This window comes from Streptomyces sp. NBC_01410 (assembly GCF_045040195.1).
Classification (GTDB): domain Bacteria; phylum Actinomycetota; class Actinomycetes; order Streptomycetales; family Streptomycetaceae; genus Streptomyces.
The window spans coordinates 3,490,283-3,505,696 of record NZ_CP109530.1 but is presented as its reverse complement, the minus strand read 5'-3'; the positions used below and the strand labels follow the sequence as shown (position 1 = coordinate 3,505,696).

The window sequence follows — 15,414 nt, the reverse complement described above, 5'->3', positions numbered from 1 at the left end:
TGATGCGTACGCGACATCGTGGGGGTTGGGGTCATGGGCAGGGGTTCAACAGCACGCTACAGACGCACCGGCGCACGAGCCTGGGTGATCACGGCTCTTGCCGTGGTCCTCGCCGTGCCGACGGGGCTGAGCCCCGTCGTGCAAGCGGCCCAGGCGGCCGATGCCGGTCCCGGACGCCCCGTGGTTCCCAAGCCTCGCGCGGGCAAGGTCAAGGAACTGAGCGCCACCGGTGCCAGTAAGGCGCGCGAACGGGTTGCCCAGGAGAAGACCGGCAACGCCTCCGATGCAGCCCGGGCCTCCCAGCAGCAACGGGCCGCCCACTGGCCCGGGCCCGGCACCGCGACCGTCCCCCTCACCGGCGCGAGTGCGCGAGCCACGCTCGGCGGGGTCCCGGTGACCGTCAAGACGGCCCGTGGGACCGCAGGCCAGGCCAGGATCAGCGTCCTCGACCGCAAGACCACCAAGGCGGCCGGGGTGCGTGGTGTCCTCATCACCGCGCAGACGAACCAGCCCGGCAAGGCCGAACTGACCGTCGACTACGCCTCCTTCGCCTCCGCCATCGGCGGCGGCTGGTCCAGCCGACTGCGGCTCTCACAGCTTCCCGCCTGCGCACTGACCACGCCCAAGCTCGCCAAGTGCCGCACACTCACACCACTGAACTCCCGCAATGCCGTGCGTGCCCAGAGCCTGTCGGCCGACGTCAGTCTGGCTGCGCCGACCGTGCTCGCCGTGACCGCCTCAGGCCCCGGGCAGTCCCCCTCCGGGGCCGGTGACTACTCCGCCACCCCGCTCGCCTCCTCCTCGACCTGGGAGTCCGGCGGTTCGTCGGGTTCGTTCACCTGGTCGTATCCGATGGCTGCCCCCAAGCCCGCCGCAGGTCCGTCGCCGTCCCTGAATCTCACGTACGACTCGGGCAGCATCGACGGCCGTACCGCCGCGACGAACAACCAGGGCACCTCCGTCGGCGAGGGTTTCGATCTGTCCACGGTCTCCTACGTCGAGCGGCAGTACGGCTCGTGCGACAAGGACGGGCACGACAAGCAGTACGACCTGTGCTGGAAGTACGAGAACGCCTCCCTTGTCCTCAACGGCAAGTCGACCGAACTCGTCAAGGACGACACCACCGGCAAGTGGCGGCTGAAGAACGACGACGCATCGACCGTCGCCTTCGGTACGGGCGCCACCAACGGGGACGACAACGGCGAACACTGGACCGTCACCACCGGCGACGGCACGAAATACGTCTTCGGTCTCAACAAGCTGAGCGGCGCGGACACCGAGCGCACCAACTCCGTATGGACCGTTCCTGTCTTCGGCGACGACTCCGGCGAGCCCGGATACACCAAGGGCGACGTTCTCGCGGACCGATGGCTGAACCAGGCCTGGCGCTGGAACCTCGACTACGTCGAAGACACCCACGGCAATGCCATGTCGTACTGGTACACGGCCGAAGCCAACCACTACCGCAGGAGCAAGGCCGCCTCCGCCAACGCCGCGTACACGCCTAGCGGCTATCTCAACAAGATCCTTTACGGCCAGCGCTCCGACACCCTCTTCACCGCCCAGGCGCCGGGCCGCGTGAACTTCACGTATGCCGAACGCTGCACGGTCTCCAACTGCTCCCCGCTCGGCGACGACACTTCCAAGAACTGGCCCGACGTCCCCTACGACGCCATCTGCGCCTCTGGGGCCAATGACACCGACTGCCTTGCCGAGAGCCCGGCGTTCTTCTCCCGGAAGCGTCTGACCAAGATCGACACCGCGGTGTACTCGGGCACGGCCTACACACCGGTCGACTCCTGGGCGTTCACGCAGAACTACGCCGACAACGGAGACATCGACGACTCCTCCGACCAGACGCTCAGGCTGGACAGCATCCAGCGCACCGGTCACACAGGGACCGCCATCACGCTCGATCCGGTGTCGTTCACGTATCACAAGCGGCCCAACCGAGTCGCAGGCGGCACTCAGCCGGGCGGAGGCAACATCCTTCCGCTCACCCGCCCTCGCGTGAGCACCGTCACCTCTGAAGCAGGCGCCATCACGACGGTCACGTACAACGACCCGGAGTGCGTGCGCGGTTCGCGGATGCCTGCCGCGGAGGACAACAACGCCGAGTCCTGCTATCCGCAGTACTGGAACATCAACGGCGCGACAGACGCGAGCCTGGACTGGTTCCACAAGTACCGGGTCACCGCCGTGACCACCGCAGACCCGTCCGGCTTCGGCGAACTGGTCGAGAACGCGTACACGTACGAGGACCCGGCCTGGCACTTCAATGACAGCCCCTTCGTCCCCACCGACGAGCGCACATGGTCCGTCTGGCGCGGCTATCAGAAGGTCACCGTTCAGACCGGCGCATCCACCGGCACCCGTTCGCGGACTGTGACTACGTATCTACAGGGCATGCATGGAGACCGCCTCAAAGCCGGGGGCACTCGAAGCGTCACCGTGCCCGGCATCGACTTCAGCGGACTGGATGTCCCCGACGCTGTCGACGCGGACCAGTACGCCGGTTTCACCCGCCAGCAGATCACCTACAACGGCGGCACCCCTGTCGGCGCCACGGTCAACACCCCTTGGTCGGTCAGGACTGCCACGCAGCACAAGTCGTACGCCGACATCGAGTCGTACTTCGTGCGTACCGGGACCCAGTCCACGCACACCTATCTCACCGTGCCCAAGACCTGGCGCACGGCGAGGACGATCACGAAGTACGACGCCTACGGCATGGCGTACGAGGTCGACAACACGGGCGACATCGCGGACGGCACTGACGACACCTGCACCCGTACCTGGTACGCCCGTGATGACGCGAGGGGCATCAACAGCCTGGTCTCCCGCACCCGTACGGTCGGCCGTATCTGCGCGATCGCGGAGACGCAGCTGAAACTGCCCACGTCGGCGGCCAAACGCGAAGACGTTCTGTCCGACACCGCGACCGTGTACGACAACGCCGCTGCCACTGCCTGGTCGGCCAACCAGACCCTCACGAAGGGCGAGGCGACCTGGACCGGCCGCGCTTCCGCCTACCCGGCCACCGCGACGAGCGGCGAACGCCACCCGTCTGCCTGGCAGACGACGTCCAAGGCCACGTACGACGCTCTCGGCCGTCCCCGCACGGTGACGGACACGGCCGGCCGGGCGACAACAACGGACTACACCCCGGTCGGCGCCGGAACCCCCACGAAGACGATTGTCACCAACCCCAAGACTCACAAGGCAATCACCTTCCTCGACGGCGTGCGCGGACTGCCCCTGCGCACCTACGATGCCAACTCGAAGAAGACCGAGCAGACGTACGACGGTCTGGGCCGCCTCACGGGGGTCTGGCTGCCCAACCGCAACAAGGACGGCGGCCAGTCGGCCAGCATGACCTTCGCGTACACGCTCAAGCGAGGCGTGGCCCCCTCTATCGCCACCTCGACGATCAAGTCCTCGGACACGGTGATGACGTCGTACGCGATCTTCGACTCGCTGCTCCGCCCGCTGCAGACACAGAGTCCGACACCCAACGGTGGGCGTCTGCTCACGGACACGCGATACGACTCACGTGGCCTTGCCTACGAGACGTACGCAGACATCTACGACACCGCCAAGACACCGAACGGCACGTACGCCCGGGCCGAATACGGCGGTGCGCCCAAGCAGACCGCCACGGTCTTCGACGGTGCCGGGCGCGCCACGAGCAGCAGCTTCCATGTCTTCGGTGTGAAGAAGTGGACCACGACCACGAGTTACACGGGTGACTCCACAGCGACGAGCGCTGTGACGGGAGGCCAGGCCACCCGGGTCGTCAACGACGCCCTCGGCCGACAGGTCGAGCGCCGCGAGTACGCGGGCCCAGACCCCGCCGATGCGGCATACGGGGGCGGTCTCGGCCTCCCGTACACCTCGACGCACTTCACGTACACCCGAGACGCCAAGCAGGAGACGATCACCGGACCGGACGGTGCCAAGTGGTCCTATACCTATGACCTGTTCGGCCGTCAGGTCACGGCGACGGATCCGGACAAGGGCACTTCGAAGACCGAATACACGACCTTGGACCAGGTCGACCGGACCGAAGACTCAGAGGGCAAACAACTGCTCTACGGCTATGACGAGCTGGGCCGCAAGACCGGCCTCTGGTCGTCTGCGCGCACGGATGCCAACAAGCTTGCAGCCTGGACCTTCGACACGCTGGCCAAGGGGTACGGAGACAGCTCCACGCGCTACGACGGCGGGGCGACAGGCAAGGCGTACACGAAGAAGATCGTCACCTACGACACCCTCTACCGGCCCACGAAGACACAGGTGCTGCTGGACGCCAACGAGCCGCTCGTCCTGGCCGGTGCCGCACAAGCCAGTTACACCTTCGAGGGGGCCTTCAACCTCGACGGCACTGTGCAGAACTCCACCGAACCGGCAGCCGGCGGACTACCCGCGGAGACGATTGAGAACCGCTACACCTCCACCGGCCAGCCGACTGCCGTCTACTCGGGAGCGTCGGGCTACTTGCAAGGTGCGAGCTACAGCGAGCTGGGGCTGCCGCAGCAGCTTACGCTCGGTGTCTCCGCCTCGGCTGAAGCCAAAATGACGTACCTCGACAACCGGTACGAGCAGGGCACGGACCGCCTCACCCGCTCCTTTGTGACGACGCCTCAGACCGCTCCGTACAAGCCACAGGATCTGAGCTACTCGTATGACGACGCAGGCAATGTCACGAAGATCACCGACACCCCCAATGCGGCGCCTGCGCTCGCGACCGACATCCAGTGCTTCGCCTATGACGGTCAACGACGCCTGACGGAGGCGTGGACGCCGTCGACGGACGACTGCACGAGCAAGACCCAGGGCGGCCCGGCACCGTACCGGACCGGCTACAGCTACAACCCAGCCGGCCAGCGGGCCACCGAGACCATAACTCCCGTGATCGGCGCCGCGACGACTACCAACTACTGCTACATGAGCGCGTCTCAGCGCCACACGCTGACCGCGACGACGAAGGCGCCGGACTGCACGGGCGTCACGCCGGGCTACGGCTACGACAAGACGGGGAACACCACCGGGCGCCCGGGCCCGACCGGAGTCGCCCAGGTCCTCACCTGGAACGCCGAAGGCAAGATCGCCACCCTCACCGAGGGGGCGAAGAAGACAAGCTATCTCTACGACGCGGAGGGCACGCTCCTGATCCGCCGGGCGGCCGGGGACGGGGAAAGCGTCCTGTACCTGGGCGCGACGGAGATCCACCACAAGGTGACGGGCGCGACCAAGAAGACCTGGGCGACCCGTACGTACACGGCAGGGCCGGTAGCGATCGCTCTCCGTACGAATGAGTCGGGCACGTCGAAGCTCTCGTTCCTGGCGGGCGATCACCACGGCACGAGCAGCCTCGCGCTGGATGCCACAACTCAGGCGATCACCAAGCGGTTCACGACCCCGTTCGGCGCCCCCCGCGGGGGAGCGGTGGGTACTTGGCCGGACGACAAGGCGTTCCTCGGCAAGCCGGCCGACACTACGACGGGCCTCACCCACATCGGCGCCCGCGAATACGACCCCGGCATCGGTCAGTTCATCAGCCTCGACCCCGTCCTGGCTCTGGACCAACATCAGTCCCTCAACGGCTACGCCTACTCCAACAACACCCCCGTCACCTCCTCCGACCCCAGCGGCCTGTACTGCGACAGCTGCAACTGGGACACCCCGCAGGGAAACTTGAACGGCGGTAGCAAGCCGGAAGGCAGCCACCCGGCCAACACCAGTGGCTCGACGGGCGGTGGCAGCACCGGTACCGCGCAAACGAACAGCTCGGGCGCAACATCTGGCAATGGACAAACAGTTGTCAAAGGCCTTGAGGTGCCGACCGAAGAAGTTCTGCGCGCTCAGCCTTTCGCATGGCCAGGCGACAGCTACGACGAACTGGCGGAGAAGTGGGTCAAGAGCAAGTGTTCTGACGGTGCATGGACAGCCAGCACAACAGGCTTCTGTGAATCGGCTAATGGCGCCGGACTCCTGGAGGTCGGGAAAGACCCGTGGGGAGTGCAAGCCAATGTCAACTGCATGACCGGAAAGGGAGACTGCACAGAAGCCGTCATTTCGGACGCCATAGCGCTAGCCACCTGGGGGCTGGGCCGACTCTTTGGCGGCGTGGCGGCCAAATCCGCCAAGGGTGCGGTAGCCGGCGGCGCGGCGGCTGGAGAAAGAGGGGTAATTGGCAGGCTTCTCTCCGGATGTAAATGCTTCCTAGCAGGTACCGAAGTTCTCATGGCAGACGGCACGACCAAGGCCATCGAGGATGTCGAGCAAGGCGATCAGGTCCTGGCCACAGACCCCGAAACGGGCAAGACCGGCAAGCGTGAAGTCACTCGCCTCATCGTCACCGAAGACGATAAACACTTCAATGAACTAACGATCTCGACGCAGGGCGGCCCGAAGAAGCTCACGGCTACGTACGAGCATCCGTTCTGGTCTCCCATCGAGAAGCGGTGGGTTGAGGCCGGCCAACTGCGACCAGGCATGACACTGCTCACGGTGGACGGATCGCGCGCTTCCGTAGAGGCGAACCGGGCTTACAACAGGCATGCACGCACCTACAACCTCACCGTCGACGACCTGCACACGTACTATGTGCTGGCAGGCAAGACCCCTGTCCTCGTACACAATTCAAACCGTTTCTGTGGTGTAGAGGTCGGTAACGGCGCGTCGCTCGATAATCTAACTGGGTCAGAGCGGGCCAGAATTCAGAATGCGGCAGACCGTATCGGTCATCCCATATCGGTTGTGGGAAGTCGATCCATTGGGAAGGCTGGGCCTGAATCAGACTGGGACTACGTGATCACCGGCATCAATAGCAGGACCAAACATTCCGTGAAGAGCTCTCTACCGCAAGGCGCAGTCGAGCTCGGCTACGGTAGGCGGTACGACATCTTCACTAATGAGCTGGCTGAAGGTGCTCCGTTCATTACGTTCCACCCAAGGGGGTAGGAGTTGATGGAGATTGAACTGCTCGGTGAGAGTGGCAATTGTGCCCTGGCGGCCCGTGCTAGTCGACAGTTTCCTGGGCTACTCATCCAAGGGGACACGCTCAACTCGTTGAGGGAAGTCGCAGACGGCCTCGTGAGTGAACTCGAATCCGGAGCTGTCGAGGACAGTCGATACTCTGCAATTGAGATTAAGGAGGCGCTGGACGAGTTCATCGCCACGTATGAGCGTCTGATGAGAGAGGCAGGCCGCTCCCTTCCGTACTGAGTTGGCACCCCTCTGGCGCCTTGACGACAACCAGATCGGCCGGTGTGTGAAGTGGCTGCGATGTGTATGGGGCGCACCCAGTCGCTCCAGCCAGCCGCCGAAAGGACGCTACCGGACGAGGGTAGACGCCGACTGGCCGTGGCCTAGGAGTTGGATGCGGCTTGCCCGCATCCAATTTCGGGCCAGGCTGGATGAGTTGAGAGCCGCTTCGGCGACCATCATCGTGCCCTCTGAGGCATGACGCCGTACCCTGCCTGTGTCGTGGTTGCGCAGAGAGAGGCTGGGCCGTGCCGTCCGATGTCACCCCTAACCCCTTCATCGAGCCGATTGCGTTCGGTCAGCGGATGCAGGTTCTGCGGACGCGCCGGGGCATGAGTCGCACTGTGCTTGCCGGGCTGGTTGGCAAGTCTCCGAGTTGGGTGAAGCAGGTGGAGGGTGGGCAGTTGCAGATGCCCAAGCTGCCCATGGTGCTGCGGATCGCTGAGGCGTTGCGGGTGCGGGATCTCGCGGAGCTCATGGGTGATCAGTCCGTGCCGACTGCGTTGTTCGCCGGTCCGGGGCATGCGCGGCTTCCGCAGGTGCGTGCGGCTATCGATGCGTATCCGTTCACCGCTGATGTCGAGGCTCCGCCTGCTGCCCACTTGGAGGCTCGTCTCGTGCGGGCCTGGAAGGCTCGTCACTCATCTCCGAACCACCGTGAGGTCGTTGGGGCTCTGCTGCCGGAGTTGATCCGTGACGCGCAGCTCGGCGTGCGGCAATCCGAGACGGCGGCTGAGCGGCGCTCGGGGCAAGCGTTGCTGTCGCAGACGTACAGCCTCTGCCAGTTCTTCATCGCCTACCAGCCTGACTCTTCGCTGCTGTGGCGTGTGGTCGAGCGTGGGATGGTCGCGGCACTGGAATCGGAGGACCCACACACGCTCGGGGTGGCGGCCTGGCTTGCTGCGCAGGCGCACCGCGACAGCGGTCCGGCTAATTTCGATGCGGCTGATGCGGTGACCTTGGAGACGATCCGCTACTTGGAGTCGCTGTTGCCGGAGGCTGGTGATGACGTGCTGGCGATCGCGGGAGCTCTGCAGTTCGAGGCGGGATATACGGCGGCGCGGCGGGGCGATACCGGTTCTGCGTGGGGGTACTGGGATGTGGCGCGCGCCATGGCCGAGCGGCTGCCGGGCGATTACTACCATCCCGTCACCTCGTTCTCGCGGGCTGTCATGGGGGCGCATGCGGTGACTGTCGCTGTTGAGCTGCATGCAGGTGGGGAGAGTGTCAGGCAGGCCGCTGTGGCCGATGCCGCGACGATTCCGTCCCGCCCGCGGCGCGCTCGGCACCGTATTGAAGAGGCCCGTGGATACCAGTTGGACGGGCAGCCCGAAGTGGCCTTGGCGGCCTTGGAGAAGGCGTTTGAAGCGGCCCCGGAGACCATGCGCTACAACGGCTACGCCCGCCGCATCCTCTTGGAGGAAGCGGAGTCGAAGAGCCCGTCCCAGCGGCGGCGGGCCAGCGAACTCGCAGTGAGGGTTGGGATGTTGGCTGCCTGACGGTATGGGCAGGAACTCTGCCCCTTCCCCCTGCGCAGGGGGCCTACGGTCGGTGGTCGTACGACTACCGAAGACCCCCGCGGCCGCGGACACGGCCCGGGGGCGTGGTCCACCTGAAGAAAGCAGGTCGACGTGCCGCACTGTATCGCCCGTATCTTCGAGCAGTTACTGAGACTGCTGTTCCCCGCCCGAGGCCGACACAGGGCCGCCTGGTCGGTGCCCTACGTCGTGGCCGTGCCGGACGCCGTCGCTCGCGCACGTGTCCCGTCGCCACTGCGGGGCGAGGACTCCGCGCTCGTCCGCCCCTATCTCGTCGCGCACGAACAACGGCTCCGCCGACAGCGCCGCCGGGTGTTGTGGCTCGCGTCGTACGGGATCGATCTCGATACCCGGGACATCCACGGGCTGGGAGCCGCCTGATGGACATGGAGCCAGCCGCCCGGCTGCTGCCCTGGACCGGCCCCGACGGCAAGCCCTGCTACCTGCTCACGGACAAGAGCGGTGGCTACGTCTCCCGGGTCGCCGACCAGATCGAGTCCGTTCAGCTCGGAATGGGTACTGCGCTGCTCGGCCATGCGGAGGCGTTGCTCGACGACCCGCGAGCCGACACGTTCCAGCTCCGATTTCTCTCGGCTCGGCTGACTGAAGCGCTGCGGGACGCCGTACGCGTCGCGGAGAGCCGCGGTGCCCGACTGCCCGAACCCGACACTGCGCGCCGACCAGATCCTGACGGCCCCAGTAGGCACGGCGCAGCCGGTCGCTGAGGCTCGGAAAGATATCTGCCCGCGAGGAGTCTCCACGGACGCCAAGACCTACGATCGCTTGCGCGCCATCGCCGACGTGTTGCCCATCGAGCCCCCGGTCTGGGCTGTCGAGATCGGCGAGCAGGGCATCAGCCTGGTGAGGAGCCCGGTCAAGCGGCACGAGCTCATCACCCTGCGGCTGCGTCGTCTGCTGGATGCCCAGTTGCTCACTATCCACCCCGGCGTCGTCGCGCACAGTGGACAGGAGATCGAGTCGCCCGCCATACAGCGTATGAGGCGGCCTGACCTGCTTGTGCTTCCCGAGTCCGCGTTGGACGAGGACGATGCCTACGGGGATCCTGCGGGCCGCCCGGCCACAGCGTCGGGGAGTCCGTTCAGTACGACGTACTACTTCGTCAGGTTCGCCTGTCCTGCCGACCGAACGCACCGCAAAGCTTCGAAGCTCCGTGGATGCCAACCTTTCGTCCAGGGCAGCTGGTTGGCATGCTCCGCCCTGCCGCCCGCCCCAATCGTGCTAGGTAGGCACCAGGCGTATTCACTGGCGCAACCGGCAGAAGAGGTATCAGGACGCTTTGTCGACAAGGGAACTGCCGCCCCAGAGGCAGCAGTTCCCTTTTGTGTCACAGTTGCTTCCCCGCAGGTCAGGCAACCGCCCCTATACCGGACATCGCAGGCGCAACGAGCTTGACGCGTCCGCGGAAACTCGGAAAGCTGACGCGCGGCATGCGTATCTACTGGGGCGCGTGTGATTGGGGGCCGAACGAAACCGCCCCCGGCGGCAGTTGCCCCGGACGCTGCTCCATTGACAATTAGCTACTGGGGGTAGCAGCCAGATGACCAAGAAGACGCGGATCCGTGTAGCGCGTATAGCCGCCGGCGCGGTGATCGCCGCCGGTGCGTCGCTGACCGCCGCGGGCGCCGCCTCAGCCGTCGGTGTCGACATCAACGTGGGTCCCCTTGAGGCGCGGGCACACGCCGACGAGAACGGCCTCGACGCCGGTCTCGGGATCAACGACGAAGAGAGCCCTTCGGTTCCGCCCACGACGGTCCCCGAGCCGTCGGTGACGCCGCCCACGGAGGAGCCGCCGACGACGCCTCCGACGGAGGAGCCGCCGACGACGCCTCCCACGGGCGAGCCGACGGGCAAGCCGACCGACAAGCCCACCGACAAGCCGACCGGCAAGCCCGACAAGCCCGGCAAGCCGACCAGTGACCCGTCCGAGGACCCCTCCGAGGACCCGGGCAACGCCAACGGTGGCTCCGGCAACGACAACAACCCCAACGGTGGCTCGGACAACACCGACACCGACAGCGCCGGCTCCCAGCCGGTCGAGCAGGGCAAGGCCAAGGAGGAGCTGGCGGAGACCGGTGCCGCCGAGACCACCTTCCTGCTCATCGGTGCCGCGACGATGATCGCCGGTGGCATCGGCTTCCGCATGCTGCCGCGTCTCGCCGGTGGTGGCCGTACCGCTGTGTAAGCAGACATAGGTGGATGTAAGCGGCTGCAAGCCGAAACATCACACAGAAGGAGGGCCCGGGGTGCGCTTCAGCACCCCGGGCCCTCCTTTGCGTATGTCCTAGGCGGTCTGGTGTGCCGCCAGCAGCGCCACCGCCGCTATCAGCACCACCAGCAAGGTCAGCAGTGCCACGGGGCTCAGGCCGCCGAAGGGGCCCTCCTGCTGCAGCCGCTCGCGGTTCGCCCGGCAGACCGGGCAGCGACCCTCTGTGACCGGGGCCGCGCAGTTGGCGCACACCAATCGGTCGTAGGTCATGCGCTCTCCTCCTCCCGCGCGCCGGAGCCGCAGGCGCGGACCGTAAGCACAGTTCTCTCCCGACAACGCTCGGGGAAACGCGACTGTTCCCCTACCACTGTGCCAGCTCGCGCGCTTTTCGGCGCGGCCCGCCGGATTACGCCCATTGCGTGACCGGACAAACTGCGCAACCCGTGACGCCGACTGCGAGCGGCAGCCCGCTTCGCGTAGTGTCTCGCTCACCTACCCCCGGCCGACCGTGGTGCACCCGTGATCCGATTCGACAACGTCTCCAAGACCTACCCCAAGCAGAGCCGCCCCGCCCTGCGCGACGTATCTCTCGACATCGCCAAGGGGGAGTTCGTCTTCCTCGTCGGCTCGTCCGGTTCCGGCAAGTCGACCTTCCTGCGGCTCGTTCTGCGCGAGGAGCGCGCCAGCCAGGGCCTGGTCCACGTCCTCGGCAAGGACCTCGCCAGACTGTCCAACTGGAAAGTGCCGCACATGCGCCGCCTGCTCGGCACCGTCTTCCAGGACTTCCGCCTCCTGCCCAACAAGACCGTCGCCGAGAACGTGGCCTTCGCCCAGGAGGTCATCGGCAAGCCGCGCGGTGAGATCCGCAAGGCCGTGCCCCAGGTTCTCGACCTGGTCGGCCTCGGCGGCAAGGAGGACCGGATGCCCGGTGAGCTCTCCGGCGGTGAGCAGCAGCGCGTCGCGATCGCGCGGGCCTTCGTCAACCGCCCCATGCTGCTGATCGCGGACGAGCCGACCGGCAACCTCGACCCGCAGACCTCGGTGGGCATCATGAAGCTGCTGGACCGGATCAACAGGACCGGTACCACCGTGATCATGGCGACCCACGACCAGAACATCGTCGACCAGATGCGCAAGCGCGTCATCGAGCTCGAAAAGGGCCGTCTCGTCCGCGACCAGGCACGCGGCGTCTACGGCTACCAGCACTGAAAGGACGCCATGCGCGCCCAGTTCGTCCTGTCGGAGATCGGCGTCGGTCTCCGCCGTAATCTCACGATGACCTTCGCCGTCATCGTCTCCGTAGCCCTTTCACTCGCCCTGTTCGGCGGTGCGCTGCTCATGCGTGAGCAGGTCAGCACGATGAAGGACTTCTGGTACGACAAGGTCAACGTCTCGATCTTCCTCTGCAACAAGAACGACGCGGCGACCTCTCCCAAGTGCGCCAAGGGAGCCGTAACCGGCCAGCAGAAGCAGCAGATCGAGGCCGATCTCAAGAAGATGGACGTGGTCGACGTCGTCCACCACGAGACGGCCGAAGAGGCGTACAAGCACTACCGGGACCAGTACGGCGACACCCCCATCGCGTCCACCATCACGCCGGACCAGATGCAGGAGTCGTTCCGCGTGAAGCTGGACGATCCCGAGAAGTACAAGGTCGTGGCAACCGCCTTCGCGGGCCGCGACGGCGTGCAGTCCGTCCAGGACCAGCGCAACATCCTGGAGAACCTCTTCTCCCTGATGAACGGCATGAACATCGCCGCGCTCTTCGTGATGGCGCTGATGCTGGTCATTGCGCTGATGCTGATCGTCAACACCGTGCGTGTTTCGGCGTTCAGCCGCAGGCGTGAAACCGGAATCATGCGGCTGGTGGGAGCATCCAGCTTCTACATCCAGATGCCGTTCATCATGGAAGCCGCATTCGCCGGTCTGCTGGGCGGTGTTGTCGCCTCCGCGATGCTGCTGGTCGGCAGATACTTCCTGATCGACCACGGTCTTGCGCTCTCCGAGAAGATGCAGTTGGTCAACTTCATCGGCTGGGACGCCGTGGTCACCAAACTGCCCCTGGTGATCGCAATTGGGCTGTTGATGCCCGCCATGGCGGCTTTCGTCGCATTGCGCAAGTATCTCAAGGTGTGACAAGCGCCCCTGGCGCCGTCCGGCCAACCGCCGTACGGCGCCCTTCGCTTGTCCTAGAGTGGGCGCCATGCCGGGCCCGGAGTTCTGCCCTCGGCCCCGCCGCATCCGCCGCGGGGCGGCCCTGACATTGGTCTTCGCAAGTGTTCTGGCCACCGCGGCAGCCACCAACTCCCTGCCGCACGACGGTGAGAGCGAGCCGCGTCTTGTCGCGAACACGGCCGCCGCGACCGTCGACGACGTCGCCCGTGCCGCCGCCGAGGCGATGGCCGACGGCAAGTCCGGCACCGAGGCCGCCGAGGCGGCCGTCAGCCGCAGCGGGGACCGCTGGGGCGCGGTCTACGACAAGAACGAGTACGAGGAGTTCGAGCAGGCCCTCGACGGCGAGTACACCGGCGTCGGCCTCACGGCCAGGCGCGCAGCCGGCGGGCAGGTCGAGGTCGCCGAGGTCCAGCCCGGCGGCCCCGCCTCCAAGGCGGACATCAGGGCCGGTGATCTGCTGCGTACGATCGACGGCCTCCCGGTCGCCGAGCGCCCCGTCACCGAGGTGGTGGCGCTGCTGCGCGGCGGCGACCGCACGAGCGTCGTCATCGGCCTCCAGCGGGGTGGCCGTGCCTGGACGGAGAAGCTGGTGCGCACCACGCTGAGCACCCGGGCGGTCACCGTCCAGCGTCTCCAGGGCGGGGCAGTGATGATCAAGGTCGCCTCCTTCACCAAGGGGTCCGGCGCCCGGGTGCGCGAGGCGGTGCAGGACGCCCCCGCGGGCGTCGGCGTCCTTCTGGATCTGCGGGGCAACGCCGGGGGGCTGGTCGCCGAGGCCGTCAGTGCCGCCTCCGCCTTCCTGGACGGCGGTCTGGTGGCCACGTACGACATAAGGGGCGAGCAGCGTGCCCTGTACGCGACTCCTGGCGGCGACACCACCAGACCCGTCGTCGCCCTGGTCGACAGCGGCACGATGAGCGCGGCCGAGCTGGTCACCGGGGCGCTGCAGGACCGCGGCCGGGCGATCACGGTCGGTTCGCGCACCTTCGGCAAGGGCTCGGTCCAGATGCCCAGCCGCCTTCCCGACGGTTCGGTCGCCGAGCTGACCGTCGGCCATTACCGCACTCCGGCCGGTCACAGCGTCGACGGGCGCGGCATCACCCCGGACCTCGCCGCGAGCGAGAGGGCTGAGGATCGGGCCCAGACGGTATTGAGTGGCCTCGGAGGCGGGTCTTAGTGCGAAAATGACCGCACTATGGCTAAGGAAAAAGGGCGCAAGCTGATCGCGCAGAACAAGAAGGCGCGGCACGACTACACCATCCTCGACACCTACGAGTGCGGTCTCGTGCTGACAGGCACCGAGGTGAAGTCGCTGCGTCAGGGGCGGGCCTCGCTGGTGGACGGCTTCGTCCAGATCGACGCCCACGAGGCGTGGCTGCACAACGTGCACGTCCCGGAGTACACGCAGGGGACGTGGACCAACCACAGCGCGCGGCGCAAGCGGAAGCTGCTGATGCACCGCGCCGAGATCGACAAGCTCGAGTCGAAGTCGCAGGAGAGCGGCCACACCATCGTGCCGCTGGTGCTGTATTTCAAGGACGGCCGGGCGAAGGTCGAGATCGCGCTGGCGAAGGGCAAGAAGGAGTACGACAAGCGGCAGACGCTGCGCGAGAAGCAGGACCGGCGTGAGACCGACCGTGCCGTCTCGGCCGCGAAGAAGCGCCAGCGGGCCTGACCTCGAGCTGGCCTGACCTCCGACGGGTCTGACCTCCAGCAGGTCTGACCTGCGGGAACCCGCCCCGGCGGAATAGGCTGGCACCGTCGTGCGTTGGTCACGTACGATGGCACCTGCCCCTCACAGCAGGGGCGCAGTGCAGTTTGAAAAATCAACATGGGGATGATCGGTTTCGACAGCGGATGTCGAAGCAGGGGAAGCGAGCCGAGGAAGCGGCAATGATCTCGTTAACCATATGTCGCAACCAATAAGTGCCAATAACAAGAGCACTCAGTTCGCCCTCGCTGCCTAAGTAGCGACTAGCGAACTTGTCAGCCCGGGGCTGTTCCCGACCCGGATCCTGGCATCAGCTAGGGAACTAAACCTCTAAGCCCGGTCACGGGGTTCAGAGGGAAATCAAACAGTGACTGAGCCCGTCGGAGACTTGTCCACGTGATCTCCGGGGCCGAGAAAATCGAAGTGGACTGCGCTCGGAGAAGCCCTGATTCTGCACCGTTGGACGCGGGTTCGATTCCCGCCATCTCCACTCA

At 66.1% G+C, this 15,414-nt stretch carries 11 protein-coding genes and 1 other RNA gene; 11 read left to right on the top strand and 1 reads right to left on the bottom strand.

The features are described from left to right. The first annotated feature begins 87 nt into the window (after positions 1–87). From OG741_RS16005 to OG741_RS15980, 6 genes are all read left to right on the top strand, one after another. Positions 88–6,966 (top strand): polymorphic toxin-type HINT domain-containing protein, encoded by a 6,879-nt coding sequence (locus OG741_RS16005; protein WP_405605593.1) that lies wholly within the window; start codon positions 88–90, stop codon positions 6,964–6,966. A gap of 6 nt (positions 6,967–6,972) precedes the next feature. Beyond that, the gene (locus OG741_RS16000) at positions 6,973–7,230 is read left to right on the top strand and encodes a DUF6959 family protein (protein ID WP_405598383.1); all 258 of its coding nucleotides are present in this window, start codon (positions 6,973–6,975) and stop codon (positions 7,228–7,230) included. 287 nt (positions 7,231–7,517) lie between these two features. Continuing rightward, entirely contained in the window at positions 7,518–8,768 is a 1,251-nt protein-coding gene (locus tag OG741_RS15995) for a helix-turn-helix domain-containing protein (RefSeq protein WP_405598380.1), read from the top strand. 132 nt (positions 8,769–8,900) lie between these two features. Next, the gene (locus tag OG741_RS15990; protein WP_405598377.1) at positions 8,901–9,188 is read left to right on the top strand and encodes a hypothetical protein; all 288 of its coding nucleotides are present in this window, start codon (positions 8,901–8,903) and stop codon (positions 9,186–9,188) included. Then, a complete protein-coding gene (locus tag OG741_RS15985; protein WP_405598374.1) occupies positions 9,188–9,532 on the top strand; it encodes a hypothetical protein in 345 nt (114 codons plus the stop codon). The genes OG741_RS15990 and OG741_RS15985 overlap by 1 nt, the downstream gene beginning before the upstream one ends. Positions 9,533–10,365: 833 nt before the next feature. Then, a complete protein-coding gene (locus OG741_RS15980) occupies positions 10,366–11,010 on the top strand; it encodes a hypothetical protein (protein WP_405598371.1) in 645 nt (214 codons plus the stop codon). 99 nt (positions 11,011–11,109) lie between these two features. Here OG741_RS15980 and OG741_RS15975 read toward each other — a convergent pair whose 3' ends face one another. Further along, positions 11,110–11,304 carry a hypothetical protein gene (locus OG741_RS15975; protein WP_324974771.1) on the bottom strand — a complete coding sequence of 65 codons (195 nt, stop codon included), beginning with the start codon at positions 11,302–11,304 and terminating at the stop codon, positions 11,110–11,112. A gap of 249 nt (positions 11,305–11,553) precedes the next feature. Between OG741_RS15975 and ftsE the strand changes: the two genes are divergently transcribed. The 5 genes from ftsE (at position 11,554) to ssrA (ending at position 15,413) form a co-directional block, all read left to right on the top strand. Next, positions 11,554–12,243: a cell division ATP-binding protein FtsE gene (gene ftsE / locus OG741_RS15970; RefSeq protein ID WP_405598367.1), complete on the top strand. Its 690-nt coding sequence runs from the start codon at positions 11,554–11,556 to the stop codon at positions 12,241–12,243. A gap of 9 nt (positions 12,244–12,252) precedes the next feature. Then, a complete protein-coding gene (gene ftsX / locus OG741_RS15965; RefSeq protein WP_405598364.1) occupies positions 12,253–13,170 on the top strand; it encodes a permease-like cell division protein FtsX in 918 nt (305 codons plus the stop codon). 67 nt (positions 13,171–13,237) lie between these two features. Further along, the gene (locus OG741_RS15960; RefSeq protein ID WP_405598361.1) at positions 13,238–14,386 is read left to right on the top strand and encodes a S41 family peptidase; all 1,149 of its coding nucleotides are present in this window, start codon (positions 13,238–13,240) and stop codon (positions 14,384–14,386) included. 18 nt (positions 14,387–14,404) lie between these two features. Further along, the gene (smpB, locus tag OG741_RS15955) at positions 14,405–14,884 is read left to right on the top strand and encodes an SsrA-binding protein SmpB (RefSeq protein WP_405598358.1); all 480 of its coding nucleotides are present in this window, start codon (positions 14,405–14,407) and stop codon (positions 14,882–14,884) included. A 158-nt stretch (positions 14,885–15,042) separates the two neighbouring features. After that, positions 15,043–15,413: a transfer-messenger RNA gene (gene ssrA, locus OG741_RS15950) on the top strand. Position 15,414: the final 1 nt, after the last annotated feature.

Bases quoted from the DNA above. Each gene is read 5' to 3' on its own strand.
- OG741_RS16000 (WP_405598383.1), top strand. From the start codon at position 6,973: ATGGAGATTGAACTGCTCGGTGAGAGTGGCAATTGTGCCCTGGCGGCC.
- OG741_RS15985 (WP_405598374.1), top strand. From the start codon at position 9,188: ATGGACATGGAGCCAGCCGCCCGGCTGCTGCCCTGGACCGGCCCCGAC.
- OG741_RS15980 (WP_405598371.1), top strand. From the start codon at position 10,366: ATGACCAAGAAGACGCGGATCCGTGTAGCGCGTATAGCCGCCGGCGCG.
- OG741_RS15975 (WP_324974771.1), bottom strand. From the start codon at position 11,304: ATGACCTACGACCGATTGGTGTGCGCCAACTGCGCGGCCCCGGTCACA.
- ftsX (WP_405598364.1), top strand. From the start codon at position 12,253: ATGCGCGCCCAGTTCGTCCTGTCGGAGATCGGCGTCGGTCTCCGCCGT.
- OG741_RS15960 (WP_405598361.1), top strand. From the start codon at position 13,238: ATGCCGGGCCCGGAGTTCTGCCCTCGGCCCCGCCGCATCCGCCGCGGG.
- smpB (WP_405598358.1), top strand. From the start codon at position 14,405: ATGGCTAAGGAAAAAGGGCGCAAGCTGATCGCGCAGAACAAGAAGGCG.